Here is a 17,911-nt window from a genome sequence, read left to right on the forward strand (position 1 = left end):
ACTCCGTCGGCACCATCGGCTCGACCCGGCGAGCAGGTCGCGCGGGAACGGCCCGGTCCATGCGGTGGCGTGGTCGATCGCAGGGTCATGAGCGTAGCTCGATCACCGTCTTACCGATCCGGACCGGGACCCCCAGGGGGACCCGGGTGGGTCCGGTGACCTTAGCCCGGTCGAGGTAGGTGCCATTCGTCGACCCGAGATCTTCGACGTACCACTCCTCACCCTGCTGCGCGATCCGTGCGTGCCGCGTGGAGGCGTAGTCGTCGTCGAGCTTGAGCGTGGAGTCGTCGGCCCGGCCGATGAGGATCGGCCGGGAGTCCAGCGAGATCCGGCTACCCGCCAGCGGCCCGTGGGTGACCAGGAGTTGGCGGGCCGTCCGGCTGCGGCCCGCGCGCATCGCGGTGCGGCCGCCGCCGGGCAGAATCGCCCGCAGCCCGGACGCCGCGTACAGATCTGAGCGCACGACACGCAACGCGACCAGCACGAACAGCCAGAGCAGGGCGAGGAAGCCCGCCCTGGTCAGCTGCAGCACCAACTCGGGCACGCGCCGTGCTCTCCGCTCTCGGGTCGCCGGGATTCGGGAACCGGCGATCAGGCCTGGATTCGGAAGACCAGGCTCGAGTGGCCGACGCGGATGACGTCGCCATCGGTGAGCTGCCAGGTCTGGACCGGGTTCCCGTTGACCGTCGTGCCGTTGGTCGACCCGAGGTCCGAGAGGGTGGCCGTCTGGCCGTCCCAGCGGATCTCCAAGTGGCGACGCGAGACGCCGGTGTCCGGAAGCCGGAAGTTCGAGTCCTGCCCGCGGCCGATGACGTGTGCGCCCTCGGTGAGCTGGTAGCTGCGGCCCGATCCGTCGTCGAGGTTGAGCGACGCCGTCAGCCTGCCCTGCTGCGGGTAGCCCGCGTACCCCGGCTGGCCGTAGCCCGGCTGCGCGTACCCCTGCTGGTCGTACCCCGCGTCGTAACCGGGGGCATAACCCGGCTGCGCGTAGCCCGGCTGCGCGTACCCCTGCTGGTCGTACCCCGCGTCGTAACCGGGGGCATAACCCGGCTGCGCGTAGCCCGGCTGCGCATAGCCCGCGTCGTAACCGGGGGCGTAGGCCTGCTGGTCGTACTGCTGGTAGCCCGGCGCGCCCTGCTGCGGGCCGTAGCCGGGCTGGCCGTAGCCGGGCTGCTGGCCGTAGCCACCCTGCTGGTCGTAACCCTGCTGGTCGTACCCGCCCGGTTGACCGTAGCCCTGCTGGCCGTAACCGCCCTGCTGGTCGTAACCCTGCTGGTCGTAACCCTGCTGGTCGTACTGCTGGCCGTAGCCCTCGCGGCCCTGCTGCTCGCCGCGGTCGTACCCGCCGGGCGGGGCGTAGGTCTGCTGAGCGTACCCACCGGGGGCTCCCCGGTCGTATCCGTACTTCCCGTTCTCCTCGGGGTGGCCCGGTTGCTGGCTCATGGGTGCTTCTCCTGCGTTGCGAGCTCGGGTGGGCCGACGGTAAGCGTCGGGGTCCACGGACGAGCGGGTGCGGAACTGTCCCGTGTGCAGCGCCTCGGAGCGCTCCAGCAAGACTACGACCTCACCGTAGGTATCCCATCCTTGGTCGGCGAGATGTGCGGCGACGTAGCTGGACAGCCATTCTGTGATCTGGTCCGTGTCCCCCGCCATGCGTTCGAGATCGGCGGCGCCGAGCTGCACGACGTACCGGTTCGGTGCCAGCAGGCGTCCGCCGGCGAGCGGCTCGATGCTGTCCTCGGCTTCCCTGAGCAGCGCCTGTGCGACTTCCTGGGGAACGACACTGCCTCCGAAGACCCGCGCGAACACATCTCCCACCATCCCCTGGAGACGACGCTCGAAGCGGACGACGCGGCCCAACCGATCTTCCTCCGTTCGCAGCGGCGTGTTACCGGCGTCCTCGATCGTATCTGTGCTAGGCCACTCTGTGCCGCCACCACCTCCACGCGGTGCCCGAACGGGCCCTCCCGTGGGCCCGTCGGGGGGGTCGTGCTAGCTTCTCCACGTCGCTCGGGCGAGTGGCGGAATGGCAGACGCGCACGGTTCAGGTCCGTGTGTCCGTAAGGACGTGAGGGTTCAACTCCCTCCTCGCCCACTCATCCGCCCTCGCGCATCCGCACCGCAGGCCGGTCCGGATGATCGGCCAGCACCAGCACGTCCGCCTCCGCGGCGGGACGCCGTTCCGTCTCGTAGCGGGCGAACGCCACCAGCTGCCAGTGATCCTTGACCGGTAGCTGCCGTGCCAGGGCAGCCGGGCTCATCCGCAGGTGCACGGCCAGCTCCGCCGGCAGCCCGCGGCCCAGGAGCAGCGCACCCGCCAGCAGGACCACGCCGTCCACGGGCAGTTCGCGGTAGCGATCCCGGTGCGCGCGGTCGCGTTCGGCGTCCCACAGCCTGGGCAGGACCCGGCCGGATCCGCTCGTCGAGGCCGGGTCGAGGACCTCCCGGCACAGCCCGCCCTCGTCGAGCCGGCCGTCGAGGAACATGTCGACGTCCCTGCGGCCGTGCTCGAGGCGCACCGAGGCCGGCCGCAGATAGTCTCCGGCGTCGACGACGAGCGCGGCGCGACCCCGTACCCGCAGCAGCTCCGCGACCGCCGCGGCCAGCTCGGCCGGCCGGGTGGGCGGTGCCCCGTCCAGGACGAGCCGGACCCGCCGGCCCGTCCGTTGCACGACGAGTCCCGCGATCCGGTCCGCCAGCGCGGCCGGGGTGATCGGGGTGATGGCGGTTCCGGGCACTGGACCGATGCTCCCTCCTATCCAAGACTGTGACCCGTGACACCCCAGCAGCCCCACGCCGGGAGCTCGGCCCTGCGGGCGCTGCGGGTCGTCGAGGCGATCGCGGCGGCAGGCGACGGGGTGACCGCGAAGGCCATCGCCCGCAGGCTCGGCTGCCCGCTGCCCACCATCTACCGGGTGCTGGGCACCCTGGTCGAGGAGGGCTATCTCGTCCGCCTGCACGACGTGCGCGGCTACGGACTGGGTTACCAGATCGCGCACCTGCACCGCAGCCTGGCGGATCAGGTCCTGCCGCCCACCGCGGTGCGGGCGATCGTGCCGGAGGTGCACGCCGCGGCCAGGGCGGCGACATATCTCTTGGTCTTCCGGGACCTCGACATCGTCGTCGCATACCTCGACACCTGCGCCGAACACCCCGGACTGCCCGGGATGCGGGTGGCCGAACCGGCCTCGCCGCATTCCACCGCGGGCGGCAAGGCGCTGCTCGCCGGCCTCGACGCCGCCCGGCTGGGCGCGGTGCTGGCCCGATCCGGGCTGCCGCGCATCAGCCGGCGCACCGTGTCCGAACGGCGCGCGCTGGACCGCGAGCTGATGCGGGTCCGCTCGGCGGGGGTCGCGGTGGAGGTGGAAGAGCACCAGCGCGGGTTCGCCGGGGTCGCGGTGCCGGTGCGCGGCCCGGGCGGCGAGACGACTGCGGCGCTGGGGGTGTCGGTCAGCCGCGGTGAGTTCACCGCGCGGCGTTGGGAGCTGGAGGACGCGGTGCGCTCCGGTGCGATACGGATCATTCGCGCCCTCGCCGTCACACCGGGGGCCGCGCTGGCGCCGTAGGGCGAGGATGCCGGTCGCTCCTATTGTCCTCAGCCATGGACCGGACCGTGCGATATGAGCTCGCCGACCACGTCGCGACGATCACGCTTGACCGCCCGGACAAGCTCAACGCGATCGACGGCGCCATGCGCCGCGACATCAATGAGGCCTTCGCCCGGTTCCGCTTCGACGACGACGCGTGGGTCGGCATCGTCACCGGCAACGGCCGGGCGTTCTGCGCCGGTGCCGATCTGGGTTCGCAGACCGGAAACCCGGCGGGCGACTTTCCCGGCAGCTTCTGGGAGCGGCCCACCGTCAACTCGTTCGAGAGCGGTTGGGAGATCTTCAAGCCGGTGATCGCTGCGGTGAACGGGCACTGTCTCGGCTACGGGCTGACCCTGCTGACCTGGTGCGATTTCGTGATCGCCGGGGAGCGGGCCACGTTCGGCTTCCCCGAGGTACGGGTCGGGATCCCGACCACCGTCGGGGCCCTGCGGTTGCCGCAGAAGATCGGTTGGCAGTACGCGATGGAACTGCTGCTCACCGGGGAGCGGATCGACGCGGCGCGGGCCAAGGAGATCGGGCTGGCAGGCTGGGTGGTCGGCCACGACGATCTGATGTCCGAGGCGCGCGCCCTTGCCGCCCGGCTGGTCCGCGGGGCGCCGCTGGCCCAGCGGGCGACCAAGGAGATGGCCGTGCGCGGGCCGGGGATGGGGGCGGTCGACGCGACCCGGTTCGGTGAGACCATGCGCCGGGTCGCCGCCGCCACCGAGGACGCCGCCGAGGGTGTCGCGGCGTTCCGGGAGGGACGCGAGCCGGTGTGGAAGGGGCGGTGAGCGCGCCGGAAAATGGCTCGCCCGGCCGGGACGGCCGGACCTAACGTGCACCGTATGGCGACGACCATCCCTCCTTGACGACTTCCCGCGCGTCTCACCCCGCTGCGTTTCCTGTTCGCCGTGCTGGCGGTCCGGCCGTGGCTCGCCGCCGGTGCGGCCGTGCTGGGTGCGCTGTGGCTGGTGCCCGGTGCGCTGCTGCCGCTCGTCGTCGGACACACCGTGGACGTCGGCGTGACCGGCGGCGACGCCGGTACGCTGCTCGCCCGGATCGGGCTGATCGCCGCGCTCGGCGTGACGCAGGCGGTCTTCGCCGCCGGACTGATGTTCGTCGCGCACGGCATGTGGATGCACGGGGCCGCGACCACGCAGCGGATGGTCACCGCGCATATCGCCCGGCTCGGGGCCGCGCTGGCCCCTCAGGCCGAGACCGGGGAGGTGATGGCGATCTCCTCCTCGGACGACAACCACATCGGCAACGCGTTCGAGGTGCTCGGCAGGTTGTTCGGCTCGGTGGTCGCGTTCCTCACCGTCGGCATCGTGTTGCTGGGGACGTCTCCGCTGCTCGCGGCGGTCGCACTGATCGGCGTGCCGGCCGCCGTGCTCGGGATGGGACCGCTGGTCGGGCTGCTGGAACGGCGCAAGGAGGCACAGCGCGCCGGGCTCGCCGAGGTCAACGCTCTGGCCGCCGACATCGTCTCCGGCCTGCGCATCCTGCGTGGTATCGGCGGTGAACGGCAGTTCCTGCGCCGATTCCGCGACGTGAGCCAGCGGGTGCGCCGCCGGGGCGTCGCGGTGGCCCGCAGCGAGTCGTGGCTGGTGGGTGCCGAGGTGCTGCTGCCCGGCCTGGTCACGGTGCTGATCACCTGGCTGGGGGCGCGGCTCGCGGCCGCCGGCACGATCACCGTCGGCGAGCTGGTGGCCTTCTACGGTGCGGCCGCGTTCCTGGTGCTCCCGGTCGCCACCGTGACCGAGGCGACCGGGTTGCTGGCCTCGGCGTTGGTGGCGGCCAGGAAAGCCTGCGCCATTCTGGCGCTGCGGCCGCTGCTCGCCGACCCGGCCGAGCCGGTCGCGCTCCCCGACGGTCCGCTCGAGCTGCACGACACGAGCACGGGGATCACCGCGGTCGCCGGCAAGCTCACCGTCATGGACGCCGATCCGCAGGCCCACGCCGTCGCCGCCCGGCTGGCCCGGTTCGCCGACTCCGAACCCGGTCAGCGGGTGCTGCTGTCCGGGATCCCGGCCGACCGGGTCGCCCTGGCGGCGCTGCGCCGCCGGGTCGTGTACGCGCACAGCCAGGACGTCTGGTTCTCCGGTGTGCTGCGGGAACAGGTGCGGCCCGACCGCGAGACCGGCGTGGACATCGAGACCGCGCTGTGGGCCGCGGATGCCGCCGACATCGTGGCCGGCCTGCCGAGCGGGCTGGACGAGCCGATCGGGGAGCGCGGCCGCGAGGTGTCCGGCGGCCAGCGGCAGCGGCTGAACCTGGCCCGCGCGCTCGCGCTGGACGCCGACGTGTTGCTGCTCGACCAGCCGACCAGCGCCGTGGACGCGCATACCGAGGCGCGCATCGCGCACCGGGTCGCCCGGCTACGCCGGGGACGGACGACGATCGTGTTCAGCGAGAGTCCTCTGTGGGCGCAGGTGGCCGACGATCGCGTCCAGCTTGCGGAGGTGACCTCGTGCGGGTGACGCTCCCGCTGGCCGGCCCGGCCGAGGCCCGCGGCTGGTTCCGCGAGACGGTGCGCGCCAACCGGCGGCGGTTCGCGCTGGCTACCGGGCTGCTGGCCGCGTCGACGCTGGCCGGGCTGGTCGGCCCGCAGCTGCTCGGCCACCTGGTGGACGTGGTGGTCACCGGCGCCGGCACCGCGCGGATCGACCTGATCGCCCTCGTCTTCATCGGAGTTCTGCTCCTGCAGGCGGTGTTCAAGCGTGCGGCGCGACTGCGCAGCGGCATTCTTGGTGAAAAGGTGCTGGCCCAGACCAGGGAAGGTTTCATCGAGCGGTCGCTGCAACTGCCGGTCGGCACGGTGGAGGCGGCCGGAACCGGTGATCTGCTCAGCCGCGCCACCGCCGACGTCGACAAGATCGATTATTCGGTCCGGTACGCGGTCCCGGAGATCGTCACCGCCGCCGTCACCGTGGTCCTCACGATCGCGGCGATGCTGCTGACCTCGCCGCTGCTCGCGCTCGGCGTGCTGGTGGCCGTCCCGGTGCTTTACCTCCCCACCCGCTGGTACTGGAAGTGCGTCCCGGCCACGATCGAGCGGGTCCTCGACGACTGGGCGTGGGTGCACACCGACCTGCACGAGACCACCGAGGGCGCGCGAACCGCGGAAGCGGTCGGGTTCACCGAACGCCGGGTGGCCTGCGGGTACGCGGCGGTCGATCGGGCGATCGGCGGGGAGCGGGTGCTGCGGCGGCTGCAGGTGCGCTGGGCACCGTGGATGGATGTGGCGCACACCCTGCCGGTCGCGGCCATGTTGCTGCTCAGCGGATGGGCGTACGCGCAGGGCTGGGTGCAGCTCGGCACGATCACCGTGATGGTGCTGTACGCGCAGGCGCTCGCGGCTCCGCTGGACGAGGTGCTGTGGTGGGTCGAGGACCTGCAGGTTTCCGGCACCGCGCTGCGGCGAGTACTGGGCGTGCGGCACCCGCCCGGCGACCCTGCCGGCGTCCGCCTGCCGCGCGGTCGCGACATCGAGCTCACCGACGTGCGTTTCGGCTACCAGCCCGGCCGGCCGGTGCTACACGGAATCGACCTGCGCATTCCGCCCGGTCAGCGGCTGGCGATCGTCGGCCCCTCCGGCGCGGGCAAGTCGACTCTGGGCAGGCTGTTCGCCGGGATCGCGGCCCCGACCTCCGGATCGGTGACGATCGGCGGGGCCGAGGTGTCGCGGCTACCGGAGGACGTGCTGCACGGCGAGGTACTGCTGCTCACCCAGGAACAGCACGTGTTCGCCGGAACGCTGCGGGAGAACCTCACGTTGCCGGCCCGGCCCGGCGGCGGCTGGACCGACGGCGAGCTCCGCGCCGCGCTCGCCGCAGTCGGAGCCCTGGAGTGGGCGGACTCGCTGCCGGACGCGCTGGACACCGCGCTCGGGTCCGGAGCACACGCCGTCCCGCCCGCGGTGGCCCAGCAGCTGGCGCTGGCCCGGATCGTGCTCGCCGACCCGCATACGGTGGTGCTGGACGAAGCGACGTCGCTGCTGGACACCTCGTCGGCCCGCGATCTCGAGCGGTCGCTGGGCGGTCGCACGGTGATCGCCATCGCGCACCGGCTGCACACCGCCGCCGCGGCCGACCGGGTGGCCGTCCTCGAGGACGGCCGGATCACCGAGCTGGGCAGCCACACCGAACTCATGGCCGCCGGCGGACCGTACGCGCGCCTGGTCCAGGCTCGCGACCTGCTTGGCCAGGACGATCGGGTCATGCTTGTTGATCAGTGACACCCCGGTTCCGAGGCCGATCCGGCTGGTCACCACGGCCATCGCCGACAGGGCCACGAACGGGTCGAACGTGTGCGCGTACCTCGTCGGCAGCTCGACGGCCCGAGCAAGGGTCACCGCGTCGATGTCGTGGTCGGTCAGGAAGGTGACCACCCCGGTGTCCACGCAACCACCTTGGCAGTGGCTGAAAGCGGCGACCACCGGGGATAGGTTCGGCACATGGCTGCGCGCACCGAGCCCCCGTTCCGGGCCGACCACGTCGGTAGCCTGCTGCGTCCACCCGCGTTGCTGCGGGCTCGCGAGAACCATGCGGCAGGCCGGCTGGACGCCGAGGGACTGCGTGCCACCGAGGACGCCGCGATCCGCGACGTCGTGGCGATGCAGGAGGAGATCGGGCTGCGGTCCGCGACCGACGGCGAGTTCCGCCGCGCCTCCTGGCATATGGACTTCATCCACCAGCTGGGCGGGGTCAGCAGGACCGACCAGCAGATCCGGGTGCGGATGCGCAACGAGTCCGGCGAGGGCGAGTTCGTCTCGGCGGGACTGGCGGTCGACGGCCCGGTCCGGCTGGACCGTCCGATCTTCGCCGACCACTTCCGGTTCCTCGCCTCGGTCACCACCACGGCGCTGCCGAAGCTGACGATCCCGTCGCCGAGCATGGTGCACTACCGCGGCGGCACGGCCGCGATCAACCGCGGCGTCTACCCCGATATCGAGCAGTTCTGGGCCGATCTCTCGGCCGCATACGACGAACAGATCCGGGCGCTCGCCGAGCTCGGCTGTCGGTACCTGCAGCTCGACGACACCAGCCTCGCCTACCTGAACGACCCCGCCCAGCGCGCGGCGATGGCAGCGAAGGGCGAGGACGCCGAGCACGCGCATCTGCGCTACATCCGGCAGATCAACGCGGCCGTCGCGGACCGGCCCGTGGGCATGGCGATCACCACCCACATGTGTCGCGGCAACTTCCGCTCCAGCTGGGCGGCCGAGGGCGGCTACGACTTCGTCGCCGAGGCCCTGTTCGGCGAGCTGGACGTGGACGGGTTCTTCTGCGAGTTCGACGACGAGCGCTCCGGCGGGTTCGCGCCGTTGCGCTTCGTGCCGCCGGGCAAGCAGGTCGTGCTCGGCCTGGTCACCACCAAACGCGGGCGGCTCGAGGACCCCGACGCGCTGAAACGGCGCATCGACGAGGCGGCGAGGTACGTGCCGCTCGACCAGCTGTGCCTCTCCCCGCAGTGCGGGTTCTCCTCGACCGTCGACGGCAACGCGCTCAGCTACGACGAGCAGGTGGCCAAGCTGCGGCTGGTCGTCCAGGTCGCGCGGGACGTCTGGGGCTGATGAGCGCGATGGAACCCGGCCCGCGCGGCTGGGCGCTCCCGCTCTACGAACGGGTGCTCGTGCACGTGCCGACCGGCTCCGAGCTGCTCGACGTCGGCTGCGGATCCGGCGAGTTCGCCCAGGTGGCGGTCGACCGCGGGCTGGTGGTCTCGGGTGTGGATCTCGATCGGCGGGCGGTCGCCGCCGCATCCGACCGGGTTCCCGAGGGCCGGTTCCGGGTGGGCGACGCGCACGATCTCGACTGGCCCGACGCCGCGGTCGACGCCGTCGTCGCGGTGCAGCTGCTCGCGCACGTGACCAACCCGCTGATGGTGCTGCGCGAGGCGGCCCGGGTGGTGCGGCCCGGCGGCGCCGTCGTCGTCACCGTGTGGGGTCGCGAGCCGGAGTGCGAGATGCGGCTGTTCGGCGAGGTGCTCGCGCCGTTGCTGCCGCCGCGGCCTGCCCGGCGCTCGCCCGACGGTGCGCCCCCGCTCACCGAGCCGGACCGGCTGACCAAGCTGACCGGCCTGGCCGGGCTGCGGGTCGCGGCGGTCGACGAGGTGTGCTGCGCCTTCCGCTACACATCCGCGGACGAGCTGGTCGGCGCACTGCTGGCCTCCGAGATCGGGCGGGTCGCCGCCCGCCGGGTCGGGCCGGGCGCGGTGCGCCGTGCGGCGCTCGCCGGGCTGGCCGGCCACCGGGAACCCGACGGTGGCTACCGGCTGGACAATCTGTTCCGGGTGCTGGCGGCGCGGGTACCTCAGGAGACGACCATGGCGTAGCCACGAAAGGGGACCGGGATGAAAGCCGTCGTCTACCAGGAACCGTTCACGGTGAGCGTGCAGGACGTCGAGGACCCCCGGATCGAGGACCCCACCGACGTCCTCGTCTGGGTGACCTCCTCCGCGATCTGCGGCTCCGACCTGCATATGTACGAGGGGCGCACGGACGCCCCGTCCGGGCTGGTGTTCGGCCACGAGAACACGGGCATCGTCGAGGAGGTCGGTCCCGGGGTGGCGTCGATCAAACGCGGGGACCGGGTGTCGATGCCGTTCAACGTGGCCTGCGGCTTCTGCAAGAACTGCCTGGCCGGCCGCACCGGCTTCTGCCTGACGGTCAACCCCGGCTTCGGCGGCGGCGCCTACGGCTACGTCTCGATGGGCCCGTACCGGGGTGGGCAGGCGGAGTACCTGCGGGTGCCCTTCGCCGACTTCAACTGCCTGAAACTGCCGCCCGGAGACGAGCACGAGAACGATTTCGCGATGCTCGCCGACATCTTCCCGACCGGCTACCACGGGGCGACCCTCGCCCAGGTCGGGCCGGGCGAGACGGTCGCGGTGTTCGGCGCGGGACCGGTCGGTCTGATGGCCGCGTACTCGTCGCTGATCAAGGGCGCGGCGACGGTGTTCGTGGTGGACCGGGTCGAATCCCGGCTGCGCCTCGCCGAACGGATCGGCGCGGTCCCGGTGGATTTCAGCAAGGTCGACCCGATCGAGGCGATCCGCGAGCAGACCCAGGGGGACGGCACCGACAAGGGCATCGATGCGGTCGGCTACCAGGCCACCGTTCCGGAGGGCGAGGAGCAGCCCGCGATCGTGCTCAACCAGCTCATCCAGACGGTCCGGGCCACCGGGATGATCGGGGTGGTGGGGCTGTACGTCCCGGGCGACCCCGGGGCGCCGAGCGAGGAGGCGGGCCGCGGCGAGCTGCTCGTACGGTTCGGCAAGCTGTTCGAGAAGGGCCTGCGGATCGGGACCGGCCAGGCCAACGTCAAGGCCTACAACCGGCAGCTACGCGATCTGATCATCGCGGGTCGGGCCGAACCGAGCTTCGTCGTCTCCAAGGAGCTGCCGCTCGAGGACGCCCCGGACGCCTACGCCCGCTTCGACAAGCGGGAAGAGGGCTATTCGAAGGTCGTCCTGAAGCCCGGCCAGGCGAAGGCGGCGTAACGAGCGGAAACCCATCGCCGGCTCGATGTGGGCGGCGTCGGCGATGGGCTCCGATCAGGATCCGGACTTCGCGTACCGGGCGGCGAGCAGGCTCTTGCAGTACTCGCCGTTGGTCTCGATCCCGATCCGCTGCAGCCGCGCCCGGCGCAGGTGCAACGGCACCTGCGCCGAGGTGACCGGGCTGCCGTCGGGGTGCATGAGCAGCGGGGCGTCGTCGCCGGGCGGCAGGCCGAGCCGCTCCCGGCGCTCCCGCAGGCGGCGCTTGTCCACCGAGTCCGGCGCATCGCCGAGCGTCATGGCCGCCAGCTCGTCGGGCCCGGCGCCCGCGTCGACCAGCGGCCGGGCGACCCGGTCCTGGCCCGCGACGGCCGCCTTGGTCAGGAAGGTGCGGCGCAGCTCGTCGAGCTCGGCGACGGCCTCCCCGGCGAAGGAGCCGGTGAACCCCGCCTGCGCGGCCACCCCGCCGTTGATCTCGTCGGACGCGTGGTGGTCGGCCAGCGTCACCTCCGCGCGGGTCACCCCCTCGACCGCCGACACGGCGTCGTAGGCGTCGGCGACCATCAGGAACGAGAAGTTCGGCGCGCAGAAGAACGTCGGCAGCCGTAGCCGCACCCGGGCCACCCCGCCCCCGGAGACGGTGCACGACTCGACGAAGTCGAGCCCGGTGATGGGCTCGTCCAGTTCGGGGTCGAGCACCGTCTCCAAGGCCGCCCATACCGCGGGCGGCACCCCCGGGGGCGCGGTAGTGGTCATCGCATCCCCGCGGAACGTACGTGCAGCCGCCTCATGCCTGCGCCCCCGCGGTGCCCTCGACCAGCTCCTCACCCGGCTGCATCGGCTCGGCCGCGGTCGTGGGCAGCCGGCACTCCGCCGGTACCTCGATGCCGTAGAGCTTGGCCGCGTTCAGCCCGAGGATCTTCTTCCGGCTGGCGGTGGTCAGCCGCGGGTAGTCCGCGAGCGAGGGGTCGTCGGGCATCTGCCAGTCGACGAGGCCCTCGACCTGCCACTTCGGCTCCCAGATGCTGTAGTCGCTGCCGAAGAGCATCTTGTCCTCGCCGACCCAGAACAGCAGCTCGCCCATCACCTTGGCGAAGAACTTGGGCCGGGCGTGCATCAGGCCGCCGGTCACCACCGAAAGGCCCGCGTAGACGTTGGGCTCCTGCACCGCCATGAAGCAGAAGTCCTCGATCCGGGGCAGCCCGACGTGCTCGACGATGAAGTTCAGACCCTGGAAGTCGGTGGCGGCGTGGTCGACGTCCGCGACGTCGAACGCGTCCTTGTCCAGCGGCCAGATGGTCGGGCCCTTGTGCACGTGGATATTCGTGATACCCAGTTCCTCGCACTTTTCCAGGAACACGTAGGCGGCCGGGTCGGTCAGCTTCCACCCGCGGGACCCTGCGCTCCATTCCGCGGTGTAGAGCTTGACGCCCTTGAGGTTGTACCGCCTGGCGTCCTCCTCGAGCTGCCGGAGTCCGGCGTCGCCCTCGCGCGGGTCCCAGCGACCGTTGACGATGAGTTTGTCCGGAAACTTGTCGATCAGCGCGGCATTCTGTTCCGCGGTGTTGAAACCGTTCTTGTACCACGACTTGAGGTAGGTGGACTGGAAGATCGCGACATCGACGTGACCCTCCTCGAACACGTCCTTCTCGAAGTCCGATTCGGTGATCTTCAGGTACTTCTCCCAGTCCCACTGCGTCTCGGGCGGCCCGAGCTGGTGGTAGCCGTAGAAGCAGTCGATCCAACCCTTGGCGTACTGCTCCTGGCCCTCGACCCAGTTCTCCCGGCTCGCGTCCCAGAAGTGGCTGTGGGAGTCGACGATGAAGTACTTCTCGCCATCCTTTTCGTACATGTGGTGGAACCTCTCGCGTCACTGGGAGAAACGGTTACGGAACGAGAATCGCGCGGCCGCGCACCCGGCCGGCGTCCAGATCGTGCAGCGCGTCGAGCGCGGATTCGAGCGGGTACTGCTTGGTATGCAGTGTGACCTTGCCGGCCTGGGCGAGCACCATGAGCTCGGCGAGGTCGTTATAGGTGCCGACGATATTTCCGATGATGTTCTTCTCGCCCGCGACGAAATCGAGCGTCGGAATACGCACCTCGCCGCCGTAGCCGATCACGAACTGGTAGCCGTCCGGGCCGGTCATTGCCCAGGCGTCGTTCTCCGCGCCCTGCTCGGCGACGAAGTCGAACACGACGTTGGCGCCCTCACCGCCGGTCAGGTCCTTGACCGCCGCGACGTGGTTGCCGTCGACCTGGACGGTCTCGTCGGCGCCGATCTGCTTGGCCAGCGCCAGGGCGTCGGGGTTCTTGTCGACCACCACGATCTTCGTCGCGGTGAGCGCGGCGAGGCATTGGATGCCGATATGTCCCAGCCCGCCCGCGCCCTGCACGACGGCCGTGGTGCCCGGATACAGCAGCGGAACGGCCTTGCGCACCGCGTGGTAGGCGGTGATGCCGGCGTCGGCCAGCGCGGCGACGTCGGCCGGGTTGGTATCGGGGTTGAGCTTGACGCAGGCGCGGGCGGTGGTGCGCAGGTATTCGGCCATCCCGCCGTCGTCGTTGGACAGTCCCGGGAAGAACGCGTTCGTGCACTGCATGTCCTTGCCGGCGCGGCAGGCGCGGCACAGCCCGCAGCTCGGCTGTGGATGCAGGATCACCGTGTCGCCGACCGCGACATTGGTGACCCCCGCGCCGACCTCGTGCACCCAGCCGGCGTTCTCGTGCCCGATGACGTAGGGGAGCTGCGGGCCCATGGCCTCGGCCCACTGTCCCTCGAGGATGTGCAGGTCGGTGCGGCACACCCCGGCTCCGCCGATCTTGACGATGACGTCCAGCGGACCGCTGATCATCGGCTCCGGGATGTCGTCGATCTTGGGGTCGGAGTGGTACTCGTGCACCCGGACGGCTCTCACACCCGTACCTCCTTGGGTGGCCGTGACTCGGCTCTCGTGGTTCGGTTCTGTGGTTCGCGATCTCCTCCGATTCCAAACCCGGGTGCAGTGGGTCACAAGGGGGTGGATTCCACGGAGCGAGAAAACAGACACTGCGGACAGCGGCGTTGCGCTCAGTTCCGGTGGTCGACCTGCGGCGGACGCGACTACCGTGCGGGCCGTCGTCGCTCGAACGCCCGGGCGGCGCGTGGTCTTCGGCCCCTCGCGACGGGAGCAAGCCATGCCTGAGCGAACCTTCGACGTCATCGTCATCGGCGCCGGCCCCACCGGCGAGAACGCCGCCGACTACGCGGTGCGCGCCGGGATGTCGGCGGCGCTCGTCGAGTCCGAGCGGTTCGGCGGCGAATGTTCGTTCTGGGCGTGCATCCCCTCGAAGGCGCTGCTGCGCACCGGGCATGCGGTGGCGGCCGCCCGCAGGCTGCCCGGGGTGACCGCGGAGTTCGACCCGGCCGCCGTCCTGGCCCGCCGCGACGCGTTCACCCACGACTGGGACGACTCCAGCCAGGCCGAATGGGCGCGCGCCGCCGAGATCACCGCGATCCGCGGGCACGGGCGGCTGGCCGGACCGAAGGCGGTGCAGGTCGACGGACCCGACGGCGGGTTGCTGCGGGCCCGGCACGCGGTCGTCGTCGCGTCCGGGAGCGTCCCGGTCCGGCCACCGATCCCGGGCCTGGACACGGTCCGCTACTGGGGTTCGCGGGAGGCGACCTCGGCCAAGGAGGTGCCGCGCAGGCTCGGGGTGCTCGGGGGCGGTGTCGTCGGTTCGGAGATGGCGCAGGCGTTCGCCCGGCTCGGCTCGCACGTCGTGCTGCTCAACCGGGGGCCGCGGCTGCTGCCGTCGGCGGAGCCGATGGCGGGCGAGCGGGTGGCGGCGGCCTTCCGCGCCGACGGCATCGACCTGCGCCTCGAACAGGGCCTCGACGAGGTGTTCGCGGGTCCGGACGGTTCGGTCCTGCTGCGGGTGGGCGCCGAGACGATCGAGGTCGACGAGCTGCTGGTGGCCACCGGACGGCGACCGAACACGACCGATATCGGGCTGTCCAGCGTCGGGCTGGAACCCGGCATGCCGCTGCCCGCCGACGACTCGGGTCTGGTCGCCGGGGTCGAGGGGGAATGGCTGTACGCCGCCGGGGACGTCACCGGCCGGGCCCCGGTCACCCACCAGGGCAAGTACGCCGCACGGATCGTGGGCGCGGCCATCGCGGCGCGCTCGATCGGCGAGCCGCTCGATACCGCCACCTGGGGTGAGCACGCCGCGACCGCCGACCACGCGGCCGTCCCGCAGGTCGTCTTCACCGATCCCGAGGTCGCGTTCGTCGGGTGCACCGAGCACCGGGCCCTTGACGAGGGGATCCGGGTGCGGGCGATCGAGCTCGAGCTCACGGTCGCAGGGGCGTTCCTGCAGGCCGACAACTACGCCGGGGCCGCGAGGATGGTGGTGGACGCCGATCGGGAGGTCCTGGTCGGCGCGACGTTCGTGGGTCAGGACGTGGCCGAGATGCTGCACGCCGCGACGATCGCGGTGGTGGGGGAGGTGCCGCTGGCCCGGCTGTGGCATGCGGTGCCCGCGTTCCCCACGATGAGCGAGATCTGGCTGCGCCTGCTGGAGACCTACCGCTCCTCCTGAACGGATCAGATCGCCGTCTGGGTGAGCGCCGCGGCGACCCCGAGCGTCGCAGCCATGATCATGGTCTCCAGGCCCGCCCACCGCAGCACGGGCGTGCGTCCGGCGGCGAGCCGCCGCCGGGCCAGCAGGCCGAGATAGCCGAGCAGGATCACGCAGACCGTCTTCGTCACGACGAGCCAGCCGTAGCTGGTGGTCCACAGCGCCGCCACCGTGGGTAACCGGATCAGCGCGTTGAGCCCGCCGGTCAGGACCACCCCGCCGAGACAGACCCCGGCCAGCCGGGAGAACCTCGGCAGCACCGCACCGAGCAGCACCGCCCGGTGCGCGATGAGCACGAGCGTCGCACCCAGCCCGCCCACCCACAGCGCCGTCGCGGCCACGTGCATCGCGACCAGCGTCGCCGCGAGCTGGTGATCGGTCGAGGCGGAGCCCGCGTGTCCGGTGACCGAGGGGGTCAGGGCGCCGAGGATCGCGGCCACCAGCACGACCCGGACCGGGATCTGCTCGGGACGCAGCACCCGCACCACGGCGCAGCCGAGCACGGTGGCGGCGCAGCCCGCGGTCAGGAGCATCCCGCGTCCCGCGGCGAGCTGGGTTGCCCACCGTGCCAGCTCGCCGCCCTCGAGGTCGGTGACCTGGACCGCGAACGCTTCGGCGGCGCGGTAGACGATGCCGACCAGCACCAGGACGACCCATCCTCCGCCCAGCGCCACCAGGCTGCGGTCGACCCGCTCCCGCAGGTCCGCGGTCTGGCGCTGGGTGGCTGCCCGCGTCGGGAGCAGGACCCCGATCAGCGCGAGCCCGACGCATCCCACCGCGGCGAGGTCGATCGCGGCTCGCGACGCGGCGGCACCGACGAAGGTTGCGAACGGTGCGCCGCCGAGCGAGCCCGCGAGCGCGCTGGCCAGAACGGCGGCGGCGATCGCCAGCCCGGTCCAGACCGCCGGCTGTAGCCAGGCGACCGGACCGGGCCGGGCGATCGCCTGGCTCATCCCCGTCCCAGCCGCAGCGCGACGACGATCCCGCCGCCGACCACGACGACGGCGCCGACGATCCACGGCCAGATCGGCATGCCGCCGGACTCGTTCTCGGCCGCCGCGTCCGGGGCGGTGGCCGTCGGGGCCGCCGCGGCCGGGGTGCCGCCGCCGGGACCCGGTGTCGTCAGGGTGAACGACGTGCTGCCCTGCACGGGGTGGCCGTCATCGGAGACCACGCGGTAGCCGATGCGGTAGACCCCGGCCGGACCGAGCGGTTTGACCGCGATACTGACCGAGGTGCCCTCGGCGATGACCTCGCCCTCCTGGTATTCCGCGTTGTCCGGTCCGATCACCGTGAGGGTGTTGAAGCCCTGCTGCATACGATCGCTGAACCGGACCGTCACCTTGCTGGGGCCGGTGCTGAGGCTCGCGCCGTCCGCCGGGTCGCTGCCCAGGAGCTGGGCATGGGCTAGTGCCTGCCCGGCGCCGAGCATCAGCGCGAACCCGGTGAGGAGGGCGACGGCCAGTGCCCGCAGCGCCTTCATGAGTCACCCCCTCGCGAGCGGCCGCGCAGCACGGCCGCGCCGCCGAGACCGAGCCCCAGGACACCGACCACGAGGCCGGCGCCGCCCAGCCAGCGAGCGGTGGTGTCCGTTCCGGTGCCCGCGGCGACCGGTGTTGCCTGGTCCTCGTCCGCGGTGGCCACCGTCAGCCGCACCGTGGGGGCGGGGTGCTCGGGCTCGGCCCCACCCGCGTCCGCGGTCTGGTTCCACGCGACGACCCTTCCGTCGTCGTAGGTCTGAGTGGTCGGCAGGACGAGCGTGTCGGTGTCGGTGGGCAGCGGACCGACCGACAGCGGGAAGTCGACGAACTGCCCTGGTCCGATCCGGGTCCCCGGCTGGGCGGACCACGTCACCGTGCTGACGGCCTCGGTGATGGTGCCGCCGCCCCGCTGGACCGGCTTCGCGAGCGGTGCCTCGGTCACGGTCGCGGTCCAGCCGGGCATCGGCGTGGTCCGGGCCGAGGTGATCGGATGGTCGGTGGGCAGGATGACCTCGATTTTGACGGTGCCGGCGGTGTCGGACTCGTTGGGCACCCGGAAGTTGATCACGGTGTAGCCACCCTTCGCGGCGGTGCCGGGTTGGGCGGTGACGTGGGCGAATGCGGGCACGGCGCCGACGATGGCGGCTGCGGCAGCGATGCCGAGGACGATGCCGCCGCGAACGGTGCCGCGACGCAGGGTCTTGTGCATGAAGATCTCCG

17 protein-coding genes, 1 tRNA gene and 1 pseudogene are annotated in these 17,911 nt (G+C 71.9%); 9 read left to right on the forward strand and 10 right to left on the reverse strand.

The features are described 5' to 3' along the window. Positions 1-85: 85 nt before the first annotated feature. Positions 86-544, reverse strand: coding sequence for an FHA domain-containing protein FhaB/FipA (locus G567_RS0102520; protein ID WP_028928726.1), 459 nt, complete (start codon positions 542-544; stop codon positions 86-88). Between the two features lie 47 nt (positions 545-591). Next, a complete protein-coding gene (locus G567_RS0102525; protein WP_028928727.1) occupies positions 592-1,860 on the reverse strand; it encodes an FHA domain-containing protein in 1,269 nt (422 codons plus the stop codon). Positions 1,861-2,012: 152 nt separating this feature from the next. On the opposite strand from G567_RS0102525, the gene G567_RS0102530 reads away from it, so the two are divergent. Beyond that, a tRNA-Leu gene (locus G567_RS0102530) sits at positions 2,013-2,095 on the forward strand. Between the two features lies 1 nt (position 2,096). Here G567_RS0102530 and G567_RS0102535 read toward each other — a convergent pair. Next, on the reverse strand, positions 2,097-2,738 hold the full coding sequence (locus tag G567_RS0102535) for a hypothetical protein (protein WP_037055559.1): 642 nt from the start codon (positions 2,736-2,738) through the stop codon (positions 2,097-2,099). Between the two features lie 36 nt (positions 2,739-2,774). On the opposite strand from G567_RS0102535, the gene G567_RS0102540 reads away from it, so the two are divergent. The 4 genes from G567_RS0102540 (at position 2,775) to G567_RS35880 (ending at position 7,827) form a co-directional block, all read left to right on the forward strand. Further along, positions 2,775-3,566, forward strand: coding sequence for an IclR family transcriptional regulator (locus G567_RS0102540; RefSeq protein ID WP_028928729.1), 792 nt, complete (start codon positions 2,775-2,777; stop codon positions 3,564-3,566). 35 nt (positions 3,567-3,601) lie between these two features. Next, positions 3,602-4,381 carry an enoyl-CoA hydratase/isomerase family protein gene (locus tag G567_RS0102545; protein ID WP_028928730.1) on the forward strand — a complete coding sequence of 260 codons (780 nt, stop codon included), beginning with the start codon at positions 3,602-3,604 and terminating at the stop codon, positions 4,379-4,381. A 120-nt stretch (positions 4,382-4,501) separates the two neighbouring features. Next, positions 4,502-6,070 (forward strand): ABC transporter transmembrane domain-containing protein, encoded by a 1,569-nt coding sequence (locus G567_RS26385; protein ID WP_084795761.1) that lies wholly within the window; start codon positions 4,502-4,504, stop codon positions 6,068-6,070. Next, positions 6,061-7,827 (forward strand): ABC transporter ATP-binding protein, encoded by a 1,767-nt coding sequence (locus G567_RS35880; RefSeq protein ID WP_084795764.1) that lies wholly within the window; start codon positions 6,061-6,063, stop codon positions 7,825-7,827. Before G567_RS26385 ends, G567_RS35880 begins: the two co-directional genes overlap by 10 nt. Here the strand turns inward: G567_RS35880 and G567_RS36800 are convergent. Beyond that, positions 7,747-8,136, reverse strand: a pseudogene (locus G567_RS36800) (LLM class flavin-dependent oxidoreductase); the annotation flags it as partial. The gene G567_RS35880 and the pseudogene G567_RS36800 overlap by 81 nt on opposite strands. Here G567_RS36800 and G567_RS0102560 point away from each other — a divergent pair. The 3 genes from G567_RS0102560 to G567_RS0102570 are packed head-to-tail and all read left to right on the forward strand — an operon-like array spanning position 8,047 to position 11,093. Further along, the gene (locus G567_RS0102560; protein WP_028928731.1) at positions 8,047-9,165 is read left to right on the forward strand and encodes a 5-methyltetrahydropteroyltriglutamate--homocysteine S-methyltransferase; all 1,119 of its coding nucleotides are present in this window, start codon (positions 8,047-8,049) and stop codon (positions 9,163-9,165) included. The pseudogene G567_RS36800 and the gene G567_RS0102560 sit on opposite strands and share 90 nt — an antisense overlap. Beyond that, positions 9,165-9,926, forward strand: a complete 762-nt coding sequence (locus G567_RS31700) for a class I SAM-dependent methyltransferase (RefSeq protein ID WP_084795766.1) — start codon at positions 9,165-9,167, stop codon at positions 9,924-9,926. Before G567_RS0102560 ends, G567_RS31700 begins: the two co-directional genes overlap by 1 nt. Positions 9,927-9,944: 18 nt before the next feature. Then, positions 9,945-11,093 (forward strand): glutathione-independent formaldehyde dehydrogenase, encoded by a 1,149-nt coding sequence (locus G567_RS0102570; RefSeq protein WP_028928732.1) that lies wholly within the window; start codon positions 9,945-9,947, stop codon positions 11,091-11,093. Positions 11,094-11,147: 54 nt separating this feature from the next. Here the strand turns inward: G567_RS0102570 and G567_RS0102575 are convergent, their stop codons facing one another. From G567_RS0102575 to G567_RS0102585, 3 genes are read right to left on the reverse strand one after another with little or no spacing between them, the layout of a single operon-like run. After that, positions 11,148-11,846, reverse strand: coding sequence for an iron-sulfur cluster assembly protein (locus G567_RS0102575; RefSeq protein WP_028928733.1), 699 nt, complete (start codon positions 11,844-11,846; stop codon positions 11,148-11,150). 31 nt (positions 11,847-11,877) lie between these two features. Continuing rightward, positions 11,878-12,942: an amidohydrolase family protein gene (locus tag G567_RS0102580; RefSeq protein WP_028928734.1), complete on the reverse strand. Its 1,065-nt coding sequence runs from the start codon at positions 12,940-12,942 to the stop codon at positions 11,878-11,880. A gap of 34 nt (positions 12,943-12,976) precedes the next feature. Further along, entirely contained in the window at positions 12,977-14,005 is a 1,029-nt protein-coding gene (locus G567_RS0102585; RefSeq protein WP_028928735.1) for an NAD(P)-dependent alcohol dehydrogenase, read from the reverse strand. Between the two features lie 259 nt (positions 14,006-14,264). On the opposite strand from G567_RS0102585, the gene G567_RS0102590 reads away from it, so the two are divergent. Further along, positions 14,265-15,671 (forward strand): dihydrolipoyl dehydrogenase family protein, encoded by a 1,407-nt coding sequence (locus G567_RS0102590; RefSeq protein ID WP_037055565.1) that lies wholly within the window; start codon positions 14,265-14,267, stop codon positions 15,669-15,671. 5 nt (positions 15,672-15,676) lie between these two features. On the opposite strand, the gene G567_RS0102595 is transcribed toward G567_RS0102590, so the two are convergent. From G567_RS0102595 to G567_RS0102605, 3 genes are read right to left on the reverse strand one after another with little or no spacing between them, the layout of a single operon-like run. After that, positions 15,677-16,663 carry a copper resistance D family protein gene (locus G567_RS0102595; RefSeq protein ID WP_028928737.1) on the reverse strand — a complete coding sequence of 329 codons (987 nt, stop codon included), beginning with the start codon at positions 16,661-16,663 and terminating at the stop codon, positions 15,677-15,679. Next, entirely contained in the window at positions 16,660-17,193 is a 534-nt protein-coding gene (locus tag G567_RS0102600) for a copper resistance CopC family protein (RefSeq protein WP_028928738.1), read from the reverse strand. Before G567_RS0102600 ends, G567_RS0102595 begins: the two co-directional genes overlap by 4 nt. After that, positions 17,190-17,900, reverse strand: a complete 711-nt coding sequence (locus G567_RS0102605) for a YcnI family copper-binding membrane protein (RefSeq protein WP_028928739.1) — start codon at positions 17,898-17,900, stop codon at positions 17,190-17,192. Before G567_RS0102605 ends, G567_RS0102600 begins: the two co-directional genes overlap by 4 nt. Positions 17,901-17,911: the final 11 nt, after the last annotated feature.

This window comes from Pseudonocardia asaccharolytica DSM 44247 = NBRC 16224 (assembly GCF_000423625.1).
Lineage (GTDB): Bacteria > Actinomycetota > Actinomycetes > Mycobacteriales > Pseudonocardiaceae > Pseudonocardia > Pseudonocardia asaccharolytica.

Excerpts from the sequence above, each read along its gene's own strand:
- G567_RS0102545 (WP_028928730.1), top strand. The coding sequence starts at position 3,602 with ATGGACCGGACCGTGCGATATGAGCTCGCCGACCACGTCGCGACGATC.
- G567_RS0102560 (WP_028928731.1), top strand. The coding sequence starts at position 8,047 with ATGGCTGCGCGCACCGAGCCCCCGTTCCGGGCCGACCACGTCGGTAGC.
- G567_RS31700 (WP_084795766.1), top strand. The coding sequence starts at position 9,165 with ATGAGCGCGATGGAACCCGGCCCGCGCGGCTGGGCGCTCCCGCTCTAC.
- G567_RS0102570 (WP_028928732.1), top strand. The coding sequence starts at position 9,945 with ATGAAAGCCGTCGTCTACCAGGAACCGTTCACGGTGAGCGTGCAGGAC.
- G567_RS0102575 (WP_028928733.1), bottom strand. The coding sequence starts at position 11,846 with ATGACCACTACCGCGCCCCCGGGGGTGCCGCCCGCGGTATGGGCGGCC.
- G567_RS0102580 (WP_028928734.1), bottom strand. The coding sequence starts at position 12,942 with ATGTACGAAAAGGATGGCGAGAAGTACTTCATCGTCGACTCCCACAGC.
- G567_RS0102590 (WP_037055565.1), top strand. The coding sequence starts at position 14,265 with ATGCCTGAGCGAACCTTCGACGTCATCGTCATCGGCGCCGGCCCCACC.
- G567_RS0102595 (WP_028928737.1), bottom strand. The coding sequence starts at position 16,663 with ATGAGCCAGGCGATCGCCCGGCCCGGTCCGGTCGCCTGGCTACAGCCG.
- G567_RS0102600 (WP_028928738.1), bottom strand. The coding sequence starts at position 17,193 with ATGAAGGCGCTGCGGGCACTGGCCGTCGCCCTCCTCACCGGGTTCGCG.
- G567_RS0102605 (WP_028928739.1), bottom strand. The coding sequence starts at position 17,900 with ATGCACAAGACCCTGCGTCGCGGCACCGTTCGCGGCGGCATCGTCCTC.